This is a genomic window from Lentzea sp. NPDC058436 (assembly GCF_042721515.1).
In the GTDB taxonomy this organism is placed as follows: domain Bacteria; phylum Actinomycetota; class Actinomycetes; order Mycobacteriales; family Pseudonocardiaceae; genus Lentzea.
In genome coordinates this window covers 331,703-348,401 of record NZ_JBHXLF010000004.1, presented here as the reverse complement: position 1 = coordinate 348,401, position 16,699 = coordinate 331,703, and the positions used below count along the sequence as shown (strand labels likewise).

16 protein-coding genes are annotated in these 16,699 nt (G+C 69.1%); 6 read left to right on the top strand and 10 right to left on the bottom strand.

The window, feature by feature from the left end; genetic code table 11:
• The first annotated feature begins 137 nt into the window (after positions 1 to 137).
• Together ACFWN2_RS20290 and ACFWN2_RS20285 are read left to right on the top strand one after the other, a co-directional pair.
• Positions 138 to 2,279 (top strand): germacradienol/geosmin synthase, encoded by a 2,142-nt coding sequence (locus ACFWN2_RS20290; protein WP_382429348.1) that lies wholly within the window; start codon positions 138 to 140, stop codon positions 2,277 to 2,279.
• 73 nt (positions 2,280 to 2,352) lie between these two features.
• Entirely contained in the window at positions 2,353 to 3,441 is a 1,089-nt protein-coding gene (locus ACFWN2_RS20285; RefSeq protein ID WP_382429346.1) for an FAD-dependent monooxygenase, read from the top strand.
• On the opposite strand, the gene ACFWN2_RS20280 is transcribed toward ACFWN2_RS20285, so the two are convergent.
• A complete protein-coding gene (locus tag ACFWN2_RS20280; RefSeq protein WP_382429344.1) occupies positions 3,422 to 4,987 on the bottom strand; it encodes a DUF6461 domain-containing protein in 1,566 nt (521 codons plus the stop codon). The two genes, ACFWN2_RS20285 and ACFWN2_RS20280, sit on opposite strands and share 20 nt — an antisense overlap.
• Positions 4,988 to 5,124: 137 nt before the next feature.
• Here ACFWN2_RS20280 and ACFWN2_RS20275 point away from each other — a divergent pair, with 137 nt between their 5' ends.
• The 3 genes from ACFWN2_RS20275 to surE are packed head-to-tail and all read left to right on the top strand — an operon-like array spanning position 5,125 to position 8,573.
• Complete coding sequence (locus ACFWN2_RS20275; RefSeq protein WP_382429342.1) at positions 5,125 to 6,852, top strand: family 20 glycosylhydrolase; 1,728 nt, start codon at positions 5,125 to 5,127, stop codon at positions 6,850 to 6,852.
• Between the two features lie 58 nt (positions 6,853 to 6,910).
• On the top strand, positions 6,911 to 7,816 hold the full coding sequence (locus tag ACFWN2_RS20270; RefSeq protein ID WP_382429340.1) for a 1-phosphofructokinase family hexose kinase: 906 nt from the start codon (positions 6,911 to 6,913) through the stop codon (positions 7,814 to 7,816).
• A 4-nt stretch (positions 7,817 to 7,820) separates the two neighbouring features.
• A complete protein-coding gene (gene surE, locus ACFWN2_RS20265) occupies positions 7,821 to 8,573 on the top strand; it encodes a 5'/3'-nucleotidase SurE (RefSeq protein WP_382429338.1) in 753 nt (250 codons plus the stop codon).
• On the opposite strand, the gene ACFWN2_RS20260 is transcribed toward surE, so the two are convergent.
• From ACFWN2_RS20260 to ACFWN2_RS20235, 6 genes are all read right to left on the bottom strand, one after another.
• Entirely contained in the window at positions 8,536 to 8,865 is a 330-nt protein-coding gene (locus ACFWN2_RS20260; RefSeq protein WP_382429336.1) for a hypothetical protein, read from the bottom strand. The genes surE and ACFWN2_RS20260 overlap by 38 nt on opposite strands.
• 6 nt (positions 8,866 to 8,871) lie before the next feature.
• A complete protein-coding gene (locus ACFWN2_RS20255; protein WP_382429334.1) occupies positions 8,872 to 9,279 on the bottom strand; it encodes a DUF5313 family protein in 408 nt (135 codons plus the stop codon).
• Complete coding sequence (locus ACFWN2_RS20250) at positions 9,276 to 9,725, bottom strand: MarR family winged helix-turn-helix transcriptional regulator (RefSeq protein WP_382429332.1); 450 nt, start codon at positions 9,723 to 9,725, stop codon at positions 9,276 to 9,278. The genes ACFWN2_RS20255 and ACFWN2_RS20250 overlap by 4 nt, the downstream gene beginning before the upstream one ends.
• A 61-nt stretch (positions 9,726 to 9,786) precedes the next feature.
• A complete protein-coding gene (locus ACFWN2_RS20245; protein ID WP_382429330.1) occupies positions 9,787 to 10,611 on the bottom strand; it encodes an alpha/beta fold hydrolase in 825 nt (274 codons plus the stop codon).
• A gap of 9 nt (positions 10,612 to 10,620) precedes the next feature.
• Positions 10,621 to 11,943, bottom strand: a complete 1,323-nt coding sequence (locus ACFWN2_RS20240) for an FAD-binding oxidoreductase (RefSeq protein WP_382429328.1) — start codon at positions 11,941 to 11,943, stop codon at positions 10,621 to 10,623.
• Positions 11,940 to 12,518, bottom strand: coding sequence for a TetR/AcrR family transcriptional regulator (locus tag ACFWN2_RS20235; RefSeq protein WP_382429326.1), 579 nt, complete (start codon positions 12,516 to 12,518; stop codon positions 11,940 to 11,942). The genes ACFWN2_RS20240 and ACFWN2_RS20235 overlap by 4 nt, the downstream gene beginning before the upstream one ends.
• A 92-nt stretch (positions 12,519 to 12,610) precedes the next feature.
• Here ACFWN2_RS20235 and ACFWN2_RS20230 point away from each other — a divergent pair, with 92 nt between their 5' ends.
• Positions 12,611 to 13,426: a glycosyltransferase family 2 protein gene (locus tag ACFWN2_RS20230; protein WP_382429324.1), complete on the top strand. Its 816-nt coding sequence runs from the start codon at positions 12,611 to 12,613 to the stop codon at positions 13,424 to 13,426.
• Here ACFWN2_RS20230 and ACFWN2_RS20225 read toward each other — a convergent pair.
• The 3 genes from ACFWN2_RS20225 to ACFWN2_RS20215 form a co-directional block, all read right to left on the bottom strand.
• Entirely contained in the window at positions 13,392 to 14,468 is a 1,077-nt protein-coding gene (locus tag ACFWN2_RS20225) for a PLP-dependent aminotransferase family protein (RefSeq protein WP_382429322.1), read from the bottom strand. The two genes, ACFWN2_RS20230 and ACFWN2_RS20225, sit on opposite strands and share 35 nt — an antisense overlap.
• A gap of 30 nt (positions 14,469 to 14,498) precedes the next feature.
• The gene (locus tag ACFWN2_RS20220) at positions 14,499 to 15,695 is read right to left on the bottom strand and encodes a PI-PLC domain-containing protein (RefSeq protein ID WP_382429320.1); all 1,197 of its coding nucleotides are present in this window, start codon (positions 15,693 to 15,695) and stop codon (positions 14,499 to 14,501) included.
• A 678-nt stretch (positions 15,696 to 16,373) separates the two neighbouring features.
• Positions 16,374 to 16,577, bottom strand: coding sequence for a cold-shock protein (locus tag ACFWN2_RS20215; protein ID WP_030479286.1), 204 nt, complete (start codon positions 16,575 to 16,577; stop codon positions 16,374 to 16,376).
• Positions 16,578 to 16,699: the final 122 nt, after the last annotated feature.

Here is a 16,699-nt window from a genome sequence, read left to right as displayed (position 1 = left end):
CGGGCGAGGCCGCACTGCTCTGAACGGGCGACACCGATCCACGCTCGTGTGGATCAAGGTTCCACCATCTGGCGTTCCCGTGTGCCGGGCTGGTTGCGTGCAGTGCGTCCAGCCCGACGCGCGGAGGTCCAACGCACATGCAGCCGTTCCAGCTGCCGGAGTTCTACACGCCCCACCCGGCCCGGCTGAACCCGAACCTCGAACGCGCCCGCGTCCACACCCGTGCCTGGGCGCACGAGATGGACATGGTCGACGTGCCGCAGCACGGCACCGCGATCTGGACCGCAGAGGACCTCGAATCGCACGACTACGCGTTGCTCTGCGCGTACACGCACCCCGACTGCGACGGTGAGGCGCTCGACCTCATCACCGACTGGTACGTGTGGGTCTTCTACTTCGACGACCACTTCGTCGAGCTGTACAAGCGAAACCCGGACATCAAGGGCGCGCAGGCCTACCTCGACCGGCTGCCGTTGTTCATGCCGATCAACGGTGTCGTCAGGGAGATCCCGGCCAACCCGGTCGAGAAGGGCCTCGCCGACCTCTGGCGCCGCACCGTCCCCGCCCATTCGCCGGACTGGCGCGAGCGGTTCGCCGCCAACACCAAGCACCTGCTGGACGAGTCGATGTGGGAGCTGCTCAACATCAGCTCCCAGCGCCTGTCCAACCCCATCGAGTACGTCGAGATGCGTCGCAAGGTCGGTGGCGCGCCGTGGAGCGCGAACCTCGTCGAGCACGCCGTCGGCCTCGAAGTGCCCGCGCGCATCGCGTCGTCCCGCCCCATCGGGGTCCTGCGCGACACCTTCAGCGACGCCGTGCACCTGCGCAACGACCTGTTCTCCTACGAACGCGAGGTGCTCGACGAGGGCGAGCTGTCCAACGGCGTGCTGGTGTTCGAGAAGTTCCTCGACCTCCCGACCCAGCAGGCCGCGGAGGCCGTCAACGACCTGCTGACCTCGCGGCTGCACCAGTTCGAGCACACGGCGCTCACCGAGGTGCCGATCCTGCTCGACGAGCACGCCATCGACCCCATCGGGCGCGCGGCCGTCCTGGGCTACGTGAAGGGCCTGCAGGACTGGCAGGCGGGCGGCCACGAGTGGCACCTGCGGTCGTCGCGGTACATGAACAAAGATCCGAAGCCCCAGCTCGGCGTCCTCGGCTCGTACGCCAGGACCATGCCGCAACGGATCAGGCAGTTCTCCAGCACGCCGAAGGTCGTCGAGCCGTACGCGCTGCCGGAGTTCACGACGCCGTTCACGCTGACCCTGAGCCCGCACGTCGACCAGGCCAGGGACGAGGTCGTCGCGTGGGCCGTCGAGCACGGTATGACGGGCGAGGGCGTCTGGGACGAGGGCAAGGTGCGCGGGTTCGACTTCCCGCTCTGCTCGGCCGGAATCGACCCGGACGCTACGCCGCAGGAGCTGTTCCTGTCCGGCTGCTGGCTCACCTGGGGCACGTACGCCGACGACGTGTACCCGCTGTGGTTCGGCCAGACCCGCAACCTCCTCGGCCTGAAGACGCAGACAGCGCGCCTCAAGGCGTGCATGCCTCTCGACCTCGTGCAGACCGTCGTTCCGGGCAACGCCATGGAACTCTCGCTCGCCGACCTGTGGCAACGGACCGCGGCGCCCATGACGCCCGCGTTCCGCGCCACCTTCCGGGACACCGTCGACGCGATGCTCGACGCGTGGGTGTGGGAGGTGGTCAACATGCACCACAACCGCATTCCTGACCCCGTCGACTACGTGGAGATGCGGCGCAGCACGTTCGGCTCGGAGCTGACGACCTCGCTCTCGCGCTTCTCGCATTCCGCGACCGTTCCGGCGGAGCTGTGGGAAACGCGGGTAGTGCAGACCATGGAACGGTCGGCCATGGACTACTGCACGATGCTCAACGACGTTTTCTCGTACCTGAAGGAGATCCAGCACGAGGGCGAGGTGCACAACATGGTCCGCGTGGTGGAGAACTTCCTCGGCGTGCCCCAGAAACGCGCCTTCGAGATCACCTACGCGTTGATGGACGCGCGGCTCGGGCAGTTCGTGAAATCCGTCGGCACCGACCTGCCGAAGATGTTCGAGGACCTCTCGCTGGACGCCGGGGCACGCGCCGGCCTGACCCGGTACGCCGACGAGCTGAAGGACTGGATCGCCGGGATCGTCCACTGGCACGAGGAGACCAGCCGGTACTCCCAGGCCGGGGAGATCCCCGTGTTCAGGCAGGGCCCCTCCGGGCTCGGCACGTCGGCGCTGCGGCTCACGGGACCCGCTGTCAGCCGCTGACCGCCGATGGTCAGCGGACGGTCAGCGGCCGTCGGCACCTTGTGGGCATCACCGACTCACAGGGGGCCACACCATGAAGAACGTTCTGATCTCCGGCGCCAGCATCGGCGGACCCGCGCTCGCGTACTGGCTGCGCCACCACGGTTTCGGCGTCACGGTGGTCGAGAGGCACCGCGGCCTGCGGCCCGGCGGCCAGGCCATCGACGTCCGCGGACCGGCACTGGAGGTGATCGAGCGCATGGGGCTCGGCGACCGGCTGCGGTCGTTCAGCACCAACATGCGCGGGATGAACGTGGTCGACGCCGAGGGCAACGAGCTGTACCGCTCGACGACGCACACCCTGAGCGGCGGCGACCTGGCGAGCCCCGACGTCGAGCTGCTGCGCGACGACCTCGCCGGGATGCTCTTCGACGCGGTGGACGGCGTCGAGTACCTGTTCGACGACACGATCACCTCGATCGACGGCAACCGCGTCACGTTCGAGAAGGCCGCCCCGCGCGACTTCGACGTCGTCGTCGGCGCCGACGGCCTGCACTCCAACGTCCGCAGGCTCGTGTTCGGCCCGGAGTCGGAGTTCGTCTCGCACCTCGGCATGAACCTCGCCGTGTTCACCGCGCCGAACTTCCTCGGCCTCGACCACTGGCAGACCTTCCAGCAGGGCGGCGAGGTCGGCGGCGGCATCATGAGCGCCCGTTCGAACACGGAATGCCGCGTGTACATGGGTTTCAACGGCGAACCGGACTTCGACCACCGCGATGCGGACGCACAACGTCGTGTGCTGGCCGAGAAGTTCGAGGGCGCGGGCTGGGCGTGGCCGACCGCGGTCAAGCACATGTGGGAGGCGCCCGACTTCCACATGGACTCGATGAGCCAGATCCGGATGGACTCCTGGTCGCGCGGCAACGTCGTGCTGCTCGGGGACGCCGGCTACTGCGGATCGCCGTTGTCGGGGCAGGGCACCAGCATGGCGCTGGTCGGCGCGTACGTGCTCGCCGGTGAACTCGCCGCGGACGCCTCGACGGCCTTCCGGCGCTACGAGGAGATCCTGCGGCCGTACGTGCTCGCCAACCAGGAGATGGCGCTGCGCAACCAGGCCAGCGGTGGCGCTCCCGTCGACGACTTCGACGAGATCGTGAACAGCCTCAGCCTTCCCACCTACTGACCAGCCGCTGGAGTGCGGCGGTGAGGTCGTCCTGGGGGAGCACGGTGCCGGTGAAGCGGGTGACCGCCGTGACCCCCTTGGCGTCCTTGTGCCGCCACACACCGAAGTCGAGTCCGTCCAGAGCGGCGACGACCTCCGGGTCGTCGCCGAAGTCCGTGTGCCCCCACGGTTCGGTTGATGCCAGGACGCTGCCGCCGCGGGCGAACGACAGGCACCTGTCGCCGTTGCCGTTCCAGAAGTGGCTGGCCGCCTTTCCGTTGCGGGAGAGGCGTTCCAGCACGCCGCGTTCGGTGCCGGCGTAGTTGTTGTCCTCCAGCACGACCACGCCACCGCCGATCTCGACGGTGATCGAGTCCTCGCCGAAGCCGTCCACGTCGCCGGCGCCGAGACCGGTGACCACGGTGACGGTCGCCGCCGAACCGAGCTGCGCCGGCAGCCACCGCAGTGCGGCCTCCGGTGCCGCCGCCCGCTCGGGCTCCGGCTCGCCGCGCAGGCGGTGCCCGAGCCGGTCGGTCTTCTTGAGCGCCAACGGTTCCGTGTGCGGAGCCGGCCAGATCAGCAGGTGGTAGCTCTCGTCGTCGTCCCCGTCGCGGCCGTGCGCGTGGACGCGGACGCGGAACTCACCCGGCCAGGGCGGCATCGCGCCGTGACCGAGCCGGGCATCGCCCTCGCGCGCGGTGAAGCTCGCCTCGGCGACCTCCTCCCAGTCCGCGATCTCCGGTTCTCGCGGCACGTCGAGCAGCACGCGCACCGACACCGGGACCGTTCCCTCGGAGATCCCCGTGCGCACGGCGAAACCGGTGTCGACCGCCGCGACGATCCCGGTGGTGGTGAAGTCCGTGCCGGGCAAGCTCGCCTCCTCCGCGAACACGAACTCGTGGCCGGACACCGGGACGTTCGTGCTCCAGGACAGGCCCTGGTACTCGGCACGCCGTTTCTCCAGCAACGCCTGCTCGTACGCGGGCGGCATCGGGACGTCCGGCAGGACCTCGACCGCCGCGCCGATCGCGATCCCGACGGCCGCGACCGGGTCGGCCGCGGCGGGCGTGCCCAGCGCGTTGAGGACCGCCCTCGACACCACCACGGCCACCGCGAGGTGTGCGGCTCCGCGCTTCGTCACGATGGCGGCCTCGTCACCCGTGACGTCGCTGAGGTCCGGGAGGTGTGCGCGCACCTGCTCGACGACCAGGTCGAGGGCGCCGGGGTGCAGCGCGTTCACCAGGCTCATCGGCGTCGCCATCGCGCTCTGCCCGCTCGCCGACATCAACCCGAAGACGCTGCCGTCCGGCAGAGGTCGCAACCCCGCGACGACCTCGGCGGGCGCGGTCAGCTCCAGCCGGGCGACGCCCAGTTCCAGCGCGCCCAGCAGGCGTTCGGCGGGCAGACCGGGGAACAGGTGCAGTGCCTGCCGCACGACCGGCACGCCGGGGAACTCGTCAGGCCTCCTGCGCGCGGTGTGGCGGCCCAGTGCCGCCGCCGGTTCGCCGGGGATCAACGCCTCGATCGGCGGAACGGCATCGGCGACCAGCTTCCCGAAATCCCCCATCCGCCGATTCTGCCACCACCTCCGCGGCGCGGAAGGCCGGTCCCGAGCAAAGAAATTGGCCCAGACCATTGACGACAAAAGGGATGTTTGAGCACGCTGGAGGCAGGGTCGCCGCCCCCGACTCGTGAGGAGGAGTCGTGAGAACTCGCGTTCTGGCCGCGGTCATCGCTGTCACGGCAGCGCTGTCCGTGAGTGCGCAGTCGCAAGCCGCGGAGCCGTTGCAGAGCCTGGTACCGGTCCCGGTGTCGGTGCAGTCCAAGTCCGGTGTCACGCACACCCTGACGGCCGCCACGAAGATCTACACCGCGGCGGCCGCCCGTGACGTGGGCACCTTCCTGGCCGGAGTGCTGCGGCCCTCGACCGGCTACGCGTTCCCGGTGTCCGACACGACGGGCACGCCGTCGGACGGCATCTCGCTGCTGCTCTCGGGCGCTCCGGGCGCGGTCGGCCAGCAGGGGTACCAGCTCGACGTCTCGGCTGGGAACATCGTCCTGCGCGCCAACACCTCGGAAGGCTTGTTCGCGGGCGTGCAGACGCTGCGGCAGCTGCTGCCCGCCAAGGTGGAGAGCACGACCGCGCAGGCCGGTCCGTGGACCGTGCCGGGCGCCCTGATCGTCGACCACCCGCGCTTCTCCTACCGCGGCGCGATGCTCGACGTGGCCCGCCACTTCCACCCGGTGCAGACGGTCAAGCGCTACATCGACCAGCTGGCGCTGTACAAGATCAATTACTTCCACCTCCACCTGAGCGACGACCAGGGCTGGCGGATCGTCATCGACAGCTGGCCGCGGCTGGCGACGTACGGCGGCAGCACGCAGGTCGGCGGCGGCCCCGGCGGTTACTACACCAAGGCGCAGTACAGCGAGATCGTGCAGTACGCGGCCTCGCGCAAGATCACGGTGATCCCCGAGATCGACCTGCCCGGCCACACCAACGCCGCGCTGGCGTCGTACGCGGAGCTCAACTGCAACGGCCAGGCCCCGCCGCTGCGCACGGACATCGAGGTCGGCTACTCCTCGCTGTGCGTGAACAAGGAGATCACCTACCAGTTCGTGGACGACGTGATCCGCGAGATCGCCGCGCTCACGCCCGGCCCGTACTTCCACATCGGCGGCGACGAGGCGCACTCCACGCCCGACGCCGACTACCAGACGTTCATGGACAGGACGCTGCCGATCGTGAAGAAGTACGGCAAGACGGCGCTGGGCTGGCACGAGTTCGTGAAGACCACGACCGACACCGCCACGATCCCGCAGTACTGGGGCACCTCGACGTCCAACGCCGTGGTGCAGGCAGCGGCGGCACGCGGCCACAAGGTCATCATGTCGCCCGCGAACAAGGCGTACCTGGACATGAAGTACAACTCCAGCACGCCGCTCGGCCTGTCCTGGGCCGGCCTGATCGAGGTCCAGACCGCCTACGACTGGAACCCCGGCACGCACGTGAGCGGGGTGCCTGAGTCCGCGGTCAGGGGTGTCGAGGCTCCACTGTGGAGCGAGACGCTGGTGACGGGGCAGGACATCGAGTTCATGGCGTTCCCGAGGCTCGGCGCGATCGCCGAACTGGCCTGGTCGCCGTGGTCGACGCACAACTGGGACCAGTTCAAGGTGCGCCTGGGAGCCCAGGGCCCGCGCTGGACCACGATGGGCATCAACTTCTACAAGTCCACGCAGGTTCCGTGGGAGACCGGCGGTCCTGGCCCCGGTCCCTGCACGCAGCCCGCGTGGGAGCGCGACAAGGTCTACACCGGCGGCAACGTCGTGTCGCACAACAGCAAGAAGTGGACCGCTCAGTGGTGGACGCGGGGCGAGGAGCCCGGCACCACCGGCCAGTGGGGCGTCTGGCGTGACGGTGGCGCCTGCTGATGTCTGATTCATCCGGTGCGGGCGAATAGCGTTCGCCCGCACCGGGTACCAGAACGTCGTGGATGCCCGAGTTGCCGTATTTGCCCCGTCCCCTCAACTGACCGTCACCGTCGAGGACCTCGACGGTGAGCCGGACGTGCACCTGCACGCCGGCGGCCAGGGTTTCTGGCAGTCCAGGATGATCGCCGCCCTCGGCGTCGAAGCCGTCGTCTGCGCGACGTTCGGCGGCGAGACAGGCCGTGTGTTGCACACGTTGATGGAAGGCGAGCACGTTGATCTGCGCTCACGCCAGGTCGCCGCGCGCAACGGCGCGTACGTGCACGACCGCCGCGACGGCAGCAGGTCCGAGATGGTCGAGATGCTCCCGGACGCGTTGTCCCGCCACGAGCTCGACGACGTCTACGAGCTGGCGTTGATCGAGGGGATCCGCGCGGGCACGGCGGTGCTGAGCGGCCCGTCCGACGACCGCGTGCTGCCCCACGAGACGTACTACCGCCTCACCGCCGACCTGACCAGCAACGACTGCCGCGTGATCGTCGACCTCGCGGGGGACCGGCTCGCCGAGGCGGTGCGCGGCGGCCCGCACGTCGTCAAGGTGTCGCATGAGGAACTGGGTGAGGAGGAGCTGCCCAAGCTCATCGCCAAGGCCAGGGAGATCGCCGAGTCGTGCGTGCACGGCGTGATCGTGTCCCGTGCCGACGAACCGGCGTTGGCGCTGCTCGAAGACCAGCTCTACCTCGTGCGCATGCCCAAGCTGGAACCCGTCGACACGCGCGGCGCCGGCGACTCGATGACCGCGGGGATTTCAGCGGGCCTCGCACTGGGTATGTCGTTGACGGACGCGGTGAAGCTCGGCGCGGCCGCCGGAGCGGTGAACGTGACGCGCCACGGCCTCGGCAGCGGCAGTGGAGACGCCGTGCGCGAGTTGAGCAACCGCGTGGAACTGGAGCCGATCGAGGAATGAGCGGATGCGCGCGCTGATCACGAACGACGACGGAATCGACTCGCCCGGCCTGGCCGTGCTGGCAGCTGCCGCCCTGGAATCCGGACTGGACGTGCTGGTGGCGGCACCCGTCACCCAGGCCAGCGGCACCAGTGCGTCGGTCGCGGCGATCGGCGACGACGGCAGGGTGGTCAGCGAACGCCGCTCGCTGCCCGGCCTCGACGTGGAGGCCTACGCGGTCGCGGCGCATCCGAGTCTGATCTCGCTGATCGCGTGCCGCGGCGGCTTCGGCGGCAAGCCCGACGTGGTGCTGTCCGGGATCAACCTGGGCGCGAACGTCGGCCGGGCGGTCCTGCACTCCGGCACCGTCGGCGCGGCGCTCACCGGGCACCTCAACGACGTCACGTCGATGGCGGTGTCGCTCGACGTGGGACTGGACGGGCCCGAACCGTTGTGGGACAAGGCGGGCGAGGTGGTGCGCGTCGTGCTGCCGATGCTGCTGGAGATGCCGGACACCCCGGTGCTGTCGCTGAACGTGCCGAACGCCGACGTGCGCGGCCTGCGCTGGGCCGAGCTCGCGCGGTTCGGCACCGTGCAGAGCCGGGTCGACGACAGGGGCGACGGCCAGGTCGAGCTCGTCCACGTCTACGCCGAGCAGTCCCTGGTGCCGGGCACGGACACCGCGTTGCTGGCGGAGGGTTTCGCGACCCTGACCGCACTGCGCTCCGTCGGGCGCGACGTCAGTTCGGAGCGCGCTTTGCCGGCCTGGCCAGCGTGATCACGAGCCCGATCAGCGCGGTTCTGACCTCCAGGAAGCTCTCCGTCGTGAGGTCGTCGAGCGAGAACGCCAGCATCCCGAACCCGAGCAGCAGCACGAGACCGTACATCCGCGCGGTGTCGAGCCGCCACGCCATCACGATCCCCATGACCCCGACACCGAGCTGGATCACGCGGTAGTTGGGGTTCAACCCGAACAGGTCGAACCACCCGAACGCGAGCTGCATCACGCCCGCTGCCAGCGTGAGCACCTGAGGCCTTGTGAACTCGAACTGATCGTTCAGCAAGGCCATAGGTCTCTACCCTTCGGATCGCCGCCAGACCGCGTCGTACTTCGCCTGCTTCTCGCGGTCCTTTGCGGCGTTGCGCTCACGGCGCCCCTGAGTCGCCGTGCCTCTCGGGTACCCGTACTTCGTGAGCCGGTAGTCCACACTTTCAGGTGCATAGGACAGCGCGAAGTACAGTCCTACAACGAATCCGAGCGCACCGCACGCGATTGCCAGCGGCCACGGCGAACCGAGCCCGAACACGAGCGCCAGCGTGATGGCCGTCGTGAGCGGCGTGACCTGCACGAGACTGCGCACCGTGAAGCGCAGCAACCACTTCGGACCGGTCACGTCGTCGAGCACGAACTCCCTGTACCGCTGCGGAATCCTGCCGCCCGCGTAGTACCAGACCTTCAGCGCGGGGTTCATCGTGCCGGTCATCGGGTGGCCTTGGCGATCACCTTGTGCAGCACCTGGTTCAGCTGCGCGAGCTCTTCGAACGTCATGTCGAGCTGCTCCACGACCTTGAAGGGAATCTTGAGCGCCTCGTTGCGGAGTTCCTGCCCCGTCTCGGTCAGCGTGAGCGCGAGCGCGCGTTCGTCTGCCTTGTCGCGCTGCCGCTCGACGTACCCGATCGCCTCCAGCCGCTTGAGCAGCGGGCTGAGGGTGCCGGGGTCGAGCTGCAGCGCGTTGCTCAGGTCCTTGACCGTGCGCGGCGAGCGCTCCCAGAGCGCCAGCATCACCAGGTACTGGGGATGCGTGAGGTTCAGCGGCTCCAGGATCGGGCGGTAGACCGCGATCACCGTGCGGGAAGCAACGGCGAGCGCGAAGCAGACCTGCCGCTCGAGTTCGAGGGGGTTCTCCGGAACGCTTGGTGTACTAATCATTGGTGTACACACTAACTCGGAGGCAGGCTCAGGTCCAAGGGGTGTGGTGCACGAGACTCGGCTACTTCAAAGCCTCCGCCAGCACCTCTGCCGTGACGGCGGCCCCCTTGCGCGTCATCACGGTGCCGCCGTGGTCGACCTCGTTGATCAGCACCGGTTCGCGCAGCACGGGCAGCGCGGCGCGGAACCCGGCGGCCTGCTCGGCGGTGTAGGCGGGCGGGCTGTCCGGGCCGGTGCTCCACTCGGCGTGCACGAACCAGGTAGGCACGGTCAGCTCCTGCCAGCGGGACGGGCCGAAGATCACGTCACGGGTGTCGGCGAGCAGGGTCTCCGCGGGCAGGCGCAGGTGGCCGTCGTCGGTCAGGTCGTGGGCGAAGTACTCGCGGACCAACGGGTCGGTGGCGTCGACCAGCGGGTTCACCATCGCCTGCACGGCGAGGTACTCGTCGGCGGTCCACGTGCGTTCGCGGGCCGCCAGTTGCGGGGCGAGGGCGGCCGTGAGGATCTCCTCGGTCATCTGTCCGTGGGCGGCCATGGGGAAGCCGCCGTCCACGAGTACGAGCGCGCGCACTCGTTCCGGGTAGCGCACCGCGAGGTCCACGGCGACATAGCCGCCCATCGACATGCCCGTCACCGTCGCCGAGGGGAGTTCCAGGGCGTCGAGCACGCGGACCATGTCGTCGGCGTGCTGCCGGATCGTGGCCCCCGGCACCTCGTGGCTGTCGCCGCGACCGCGCAGGTCGGGCGTGATCAGCGAGATCCTGTGGGCGGCGACCCAGTTCCACAGCTCGCGGCTGCCGCTGACGCCGTGGATCGCCAGCACGGGCGCGGTGTCGCCGTCGTGGGTCTCGACGGCGAGGTCGCCACCGTCAACGGGAACGAACATGCGAGCTCCTTAGGCCTTGCCCGGGTTGAAGACGTTCAGCGGGTCGAGGGTGTTCTTGATCGCCAGGTGGACGGCGTGGGCGGCGGGGCCGAGCTCGCGGATCATGCCGTCGCGCTTGAGCAGGCCGACGCCGTGCTCGCCGGTGACGGTGCCGCCCAGTTCGAAGGCCTGGTCGATGATGTCCTCGAACGCCGCCTGCGCCGCGACGCGCGCGTTGTCGTCGCCGGGCGGGGTGATCAGCAACGGGTGCAGGTTGCCGTCGCCGGCGTGGGCGATGGTGGCGATCCGGACGCCGTGGCGCGCGCCGATCTCCTCGATGCGCGCGAGCATCGCGGGCACCTGGGAACGCGGCACGCACACGTCCTCGGTGAGCAGCGGACCCAGGCGTTCCAGTGCCGGGTAGGTGAGGCGGCGGGCGGCGAAGAGGGCCTCTGCCTCGGTCGAGTCGGTGGACCGCTCCGTCCAGACCGCGCCCGCGTCGGTGAAGGCCGCGACCAGGCCGTCGGCGTCCTCCGCTGTCTCGGCGCGGGCCAGCAGCATGGCCTCGGTGTCCGGCTCGATGCCGAGGTGCTTCCAGTCCTCGACGGCCTGCAGGCACGCGCGGTCGACCAGTTCGAGCGCGGCGGGCTGCAGGCCGCGACCGGTGGCCAGGGCAACGGCCTGACCCGCTGCGACGAGGCTGTCGAACGCGCCGACGACGGTGTCCGCGGGACGCGGGGCCGGGCGCAGCCGCACGGTGACCTCGGTGACGACGCCGAGCGTGCCCTCCGAGCCGACGAGCAGGCTGGTCAGGTCGTACCCGGCGACGCCCTTGGTGGTGCGCCGGCCGAGCCGCACCGCCGTGCCGTACTCGACGGGACCACCCATCACGGCTTCCAGACCGAGCACGTAGTCGCGCGTCACGCCGTACTTGAGGCAGCAGAGGCCGCCCGCGTTCGTGGCGACGTTGCCGCCGATCGTCGACCACGGCGAGCTGGCCGGGTCCGGCGGGTACCAGAGTCCTTGCGCCGCAACGGCTTTCTTCAGGTCGTCGTTGACGACACCCGGCTGCACGACGGCGAGCAGGTTGTCCGCGTCGATCTCCAGGACCTCGTTCATCCTGCTGAGGTCGAGGACCAGGCAGCCGTCGACCGCGTTGGCGCCACCGGACAGACCCGTGCCCGCGCCGCGCGGCACGATCGGGATGTTCCGCTCGGCGCAGTGCCGGACGGCCTCCTGAACGTCCTCTGTGGACTCCGGACGGAACGCGGCGTGCGGCGTGCCCGCCGGTGCCCACTCGGCCTCGTCGTGGCTGAGTCCGGCGAGGGTGTTCGGATCCGTGATGAGCTTCATGGCCTCTCCAACGCGCCGTGCGCGGCCTTGTGCACCACGCGTTCCAGTTCCGCGCCCCAGGCTGTCGGCGTGGTGTCCGCGTGGACCGGGACCACGCCCATGCCCGCCACCGCGAACCGCGCGAAGAGCAGCAGGTCGAAGGCCTGGGCGGGGGACGCGAGCGGTGGGGTGAGGATCGTCGCGATCTGCTGGGCGCCGGTGCTCAGCTCCTGCGTGCCGGTCGCGATCAGGTCGGGTTCGGAGATGATCACCGCGCGGCGCCCGAGCTCCAGCGCCCACTGCTCCGGCGTGATCGTGTCGATGGCGGTGCGCACCGCTTCCGCAAGCGCGGCAACGGGATCGGGGTCCGGTGCGAGCGCGCGGACGACACGGCTGAGGAACGCGTCGTACCAGAAGATCGCGGCCTTGGTGCCGAACGTGCGGAACAGCGTGCGCTCGGAGACGCCCGCGCGGTCGGCGATCGCCTTGGTCGACGTGGCGGCGAAACCCCTGTCGAGGCACAGGGTGATGGCCGCCTCCTGGATCGCGAGGCGGGTGCGCAGGTCCTTCGCGGCACGGGTGGTCAAGGTGTCCACGCAGTCACCGTAGCGAAGAAAGTCAGTAACTGCCATATTTCGTGTCAGTAAATGTCAGGTGTCAGCGTCTGAGTTCGGGGTAGACGGAGGTCATGGCCCGGACCACCGTCGTCATCGCCACGAGGAACCGCGCGGACAGCCTCCTGCGGACCCTGACGCGCCTCAGCGAGCTCGCGGTGCCGGTGATCGTGGTCGACAACGCTTCCACCGACGACACGGTCGCGCGAGTCCGGCGGTACTTTCCGAAGGCCACCGTGCTGCAGTCGCCTGCCGATCTCGGGGCGGCCGCGCGCAACCACGGGGTGCGTTCGGCGCTCACGCCGTTCGTGGCCTTCGCGGACGACGACTCGTGGTGGGCGCCCGACGCGTTCGAACGCGCCGAGCCGATCTTCGACGCGCACCCCGACCTCGGGCTCGTCGCGGGGCGCACGCTCGTGGGACCTTCGGAGGAGCTGGATCCGCTGCTGCGCCACGGCTTGCCCGCGAACGGCGTGGAGGGACCGGCGGTGCTGGGATTCCCGGTCTGCGCGGCGATCGTGCGGCGGCAGGCGTTCGTCGAGGCGGGAGGGTTTAGCCACGTGTTGTCCTCGCGCGGCGAGGAAACGTTGCTGCCCTGGGATCTCGCGGCGGCGGGATGGACGCTCTGCCACACCGCGGACGTGGTGGCGCACCGCCCTCCGGCCGTCGAACGCGAACCGGGCGGGGAGATGGCCGAACGGCGCGACGCCGTGCTGGCCGCGTGGATGCGGCGGCCGGTCGAACGGGCGCTCGCGGCGTCGTTGAAGGACCCGAAGGCCTTCGGGGCGGCGTTACCCCGGTTGCGTCAGGCGCTCCGGCAGCGACGGGAGCTGCCGGAACACCTGGAAGCGCAGGTCAGAGCGAGCGAACGGCCGCGGCGAGGCGCGTGATGCCCTCGTCGATCTGCTCCGGCGTGACACCCGAGAACGCGAGGCGGATGGCGTTGTCGCCGCCCTCCAGCAGGAAGTCGGAGCCCTTCACGAACTCGACGCCGTGCTCCTTCGCGACCGGCACCAGCTTGTCGATCGACACGCCCGGCAGCTCGACCCACATGAAGTAGCCGCCCTGCGGCGCGGTGAAGACCGCCTCCGGCAGTTCGCGCTGGAGCGCGGCGACAAGGGCGTCCCTGCGAGCGCGCAACGCCGTGCGGACGTTCACGACCGACTCGTCGAGACGGCCGGAGCGGCAGTACGAGTTCACGATCGACTGCGCGACCATGTTCGGCGAGATGTACGTGGTGGTGGCGATGTCCTGGACGGCCTTGATGGTCGCCTTCGGGCCCACCAGGTAACCGCAGCGGATGCCGGGCGCCATCGTCTTCGAGAACGACGACGCGTAGACGACCTTGTCGTTCTTGTCCTGCGACAGCATCGTCGGCAGCGGCTCGCCCTCGAACCGCACCTTGACGTAGGGGTCGTCCTCGAACAGCACGAAGTCGTACTTGGCCGCGAGGTCCAGCAGCCGCGCGCGCTTCGCCTCGGACAGCGTGTAGCCGGCCGGGTTGTGGAAGTTCGGGATGATGTGCGCGAGCTTCGGGCGCACACCGCTCTCCAGCAGCTTCTCGAGCGCGTCGACGTTGATGCCGTCGGTCTCCAGCTCGACGGCGTGGATGTTCGCGCCGCGCTGGCGCAGGTTCAGCAGCGTGCGGTCGTAGGTCGGAGCCTCGACCACGACGTCGTCACCCTTGTTGACGAGCAGCTCGAACAGGAACGCGTCGGCCTGCATCGAGCCGTTGGTGACGAGCACCTGCTCCGGCTCCACGCCGTGCTGCTCCGCGAGCCAGGTGCGCAACGGCACGTAGCCCACGCTCGTGCCGTACGCGAAGGTGCCGCCGGGGTCGTCCGTGAAGGCTTTCTGCGCCGCTTCGCGCAGGCCTTCCTGGTCGATGATGTCGAGAGAGGGCGCTCCGCGCGTGAACAGGATCGAGGCCATGCGCGGAGCGTACAACTCCCAACATTTGGGCTACGGCCCATATACGTATGAGTTCAACTGACCGACGGCCTGCGCCGCGCCGCCGAGGTCGTAGTGGTCGACCGCCAGGAAGTTCGGCTTCTTCCTGGCCGCGGGCTGGCAGAACTGCTGCGCCCGGTTGGCGAGCTTGCCGTTGTCCGTCGTGGCGGTGCTCGTGAACGGAACGTCGCGGAAGTGGTTCATGACGAACAAAGGCTGGAAACTGCCGGTCGCCGTGAGGGGTTTTTCATCCCATCGGGAGTAGCAGGACCAGTCGGAGCTGCCCAGTCCCGAACCCATCGACCAGTAGTTCTCGACCGTCCAGTCCTTCTGGTAGAGCACACCCGAGTCCTCGCGCCCGTCCTTGCCGTGGTCGGTGAAGATCAGCAACCGCTTGCCGGAGCTCACCATCTGGCTGCGCGTGGGCCAGCCGTTCTGCTGCACGCCTTCGGCCCGGTACAGGACATCGCCCAGCCCCTGTACCTTCCGCAGCTCGGCCCTGAGGGTGTTCGCGTCGACGTAGTCCTCCAGGAAGACCGTGACGATCTCGCTGCGGTTGTTGCGCAGGAAGTCCACGATCCGTTGCACGTCCACGTTCAGCGCCACCGGCTTGCTCACCAGCGTGCAGCTGTTGTGGCACAGGATCGCGCCGTCGGACGTCTGGTGGATGTCCAGCATGAAGCCGCGCACGCCGTCGTTCAGCTGCTGGACGATGCCGCGCGTCTGGTTCTTGGCGAGGTTGACGAACGGCGGCGCGAACCCGCCGTCCACGCCGTTCGCGTAGGCGTTGTGCGACGTCAGGAACGTCATCTGGTCCAGCCGCGGATCCGCCGGCATGGGCGACGTCGGGCTCACGACCGGCGTCAGGTACCAGCGCGACTCACCGCTGAGGCTGAAGAATTCCCATTGATCACCGAACTGACGCGGCTCGTGAACCGTATCCCCCTGTGAACACGAACCCATGGTGAGCTGACGGGTGATGCACTGACCCGGCGAGTCGGTGTTCTCGAACCTCCCGTCGCTCAGCCGCCACTGCTGGCGGTCCTCGTTGCCCTTGGGGCGGTGCAGTGCCAGTCCACTGCCGCTCTGGGCGACGTTGAGGCCGGTACGGACACTGGTGACGTAGAACGTGCCTGCCGGCGCCGCTTGCGCGGTGGCGGGCACCAGGGGAAGGAGCAGCAGGGCTGCGATGGCAGGGAGGTATCGCATGGTGCCCAGGGTCGTCCATCCGGGTGAAACATGAAACCGCTTCAAGCGTTTGGACGTTTAACACTTCGGGTATCCCACACGTCGTGAGCCGCTCCTACAGAGCAGAGAACAACGCACGAAAAGAGCAGTACAACTCCACGGCAGCCGTCGCCCGACCGAAGGGTTAGGGCCGGTACTCGGGCGCCGCCTTCACAAGCCGCGCAGGGTTCGACTCCCTCGGTTGCCACTCGCTCGCAGGGCTCCTGCCGAGCACTCCTCGTCGACATCCCGCGGCGGGAAAGACAGGCGTCGTGGCCGACGGGCCGCGGCGCCTGTGCCGTGTGCGGGGCGCTACCCAGTCCCTCTCACCACGGGCCGCCGTTGCACCGTCAACCCCGCCCGGACGGCCGAGCGATCCCCGCTCCTCCCCAAGGCCCACGGGGAGCGCGGGACGCCGCGTCGACCCGCCGGCCCCCGAGAGCCCTCCCGAGCCTCCGGTCAGGGACCTGGCTGGGAAGTTCGGCGCGAAACGTTGCGACGATGCGCACGGCGGTACCGGCCTTTCGGTGGTCGTGAGCTTCCGTACGAAGCACGTGATCACCATGACAGGCGGGTCTGACAATTTTGAGAAACTCCTGGTCAGAGCACAAAAAGAGGCCCGCCCGGCGCCAACGCCGGACGGGCCTCCAAGAGCTCAAATCAGATGGCGCGGACGTCCTGCGCCTGCGGCCCCTTCTGACCCTGGCCGATCTCGAACTCCACGCGCTGCTGCTCCTCCAGCGACTTGAAGCCCGAGCCGGAGATCTGCGAGTAGTGCACGAACACGTCCGGACCGCCGCCGTCCTGCGCGATGAATCCGAAGCCCTTCTCGCCGTTGAACCACTTCACGGTGCCCTGCGCCATACCGATTGCTCCCTAGATGATGGACCCCCGCCAGAGCGAGGTTCGCGCGCAGTCTGCCAGGCGCGGGTCTCTCTCACATCGTGGTTAGCCCGGTGGTGTGAAGAAGTAAGTTGGACCGGGCA

Excerpts from the sequence above, each read along its gene's own strand:
- ACFWN2_RS20240 (WP_382429328.1), bottom strand. The coding sequence starts at position 11,943 with ATGAAGCTCATCACGGATCCGAACACCCTCGCCGGACTCAGCCACGAC.
- ACFWN2_RS20280 (WP_382429344.1), bottom strand. The coding sequence starts at position 4,987 with ATGGGGGATTTCGGGAAGCTGGTCGCCGATGCCGTTCCGCCGATCGAG.
- ACFWN2_RS20255 (WP_382429334.1), bottom strand. The coding sequence starts at position 9,279 with ATGACCGGCACGATGAACCCCGCGCTGAAGGTCTGGTACTACGCGGGC.
- ACFWN2_RS20230 (WP_382429324.1), top strand. The coding sequence starts at position 12,611 with ATGGCCCGGACCACCGTCGTCATCGCCACGAGGAACCGCGCGGACAGC.
- ACFWN2_RS20250 (WP_382429332.1), bottom strand. The coding sequence starts at position 9,725 with ATGATTAGTACACCAAGCGTTCCGGAGAACCCCCTCGAACTCGAGCGG.
- ACFWN2_RS20260 (WP_382429336.1), bottom strand. The coding sequence starts at position 8,865 with ATGGCCTTGCTGAACGATCAGTTCGAGTTCACAAGGCCTCAGGTGCTC.
- ACFWN2_RS20225 (WP_382429322.1), bottom strand. The coding sequence starts at position 14,468 with ATGGCCTCGATCCTGTTCACGCGCGGAGCGCCCTCTCTCGACATCATC.
- ACFWN2_RS20285 (WP_382429346.1), top strand. The coding sequence starts at position 2,353 with ATGAAGAACGTTCTGATCTCCGGCGCCAGCATCGGCGGACCCGCGCTC.
- surE (WP_382429338.1), top strand. The coding sequence starts at position 7,821 with ATGCGCGCGCTGATCACGAACGACGACGGAATCGACTCGCCCGGCCTG.
- ACFWN2_RS20290 (WP_382429348.1), top strand. The coding sequence starts at position 138 with ATGCAGCCGTTCCAGCTGCCGGAGTTCTACACGCCCCACCCGGCCCGG.
- ACFWN2_RS20215 (WP_030479286.1), bottom strand. The coding sequence starts at position 16,577 with ATGGCGCAGGGCACCGTGAAGTGGTTCAACGGCGAGAAGGGCTTCGGA.
- ACFWN2_RS20220 (WP_382429320.1), bottom strand. The coding sequence starts at position 15,695 with ATGCGATACCTCCCTGCCATCGCAGCCCTGCTGCTCCTTCCCCTGGTG.
- ACFWN2_RS20245 (WP_382429330.1), bottom strand. The coding sequence starts at position 10,611 with ATGTTCGTTCCCGTTGACGGTGGCGACCTCGCCGTCGAGACCCACGAC.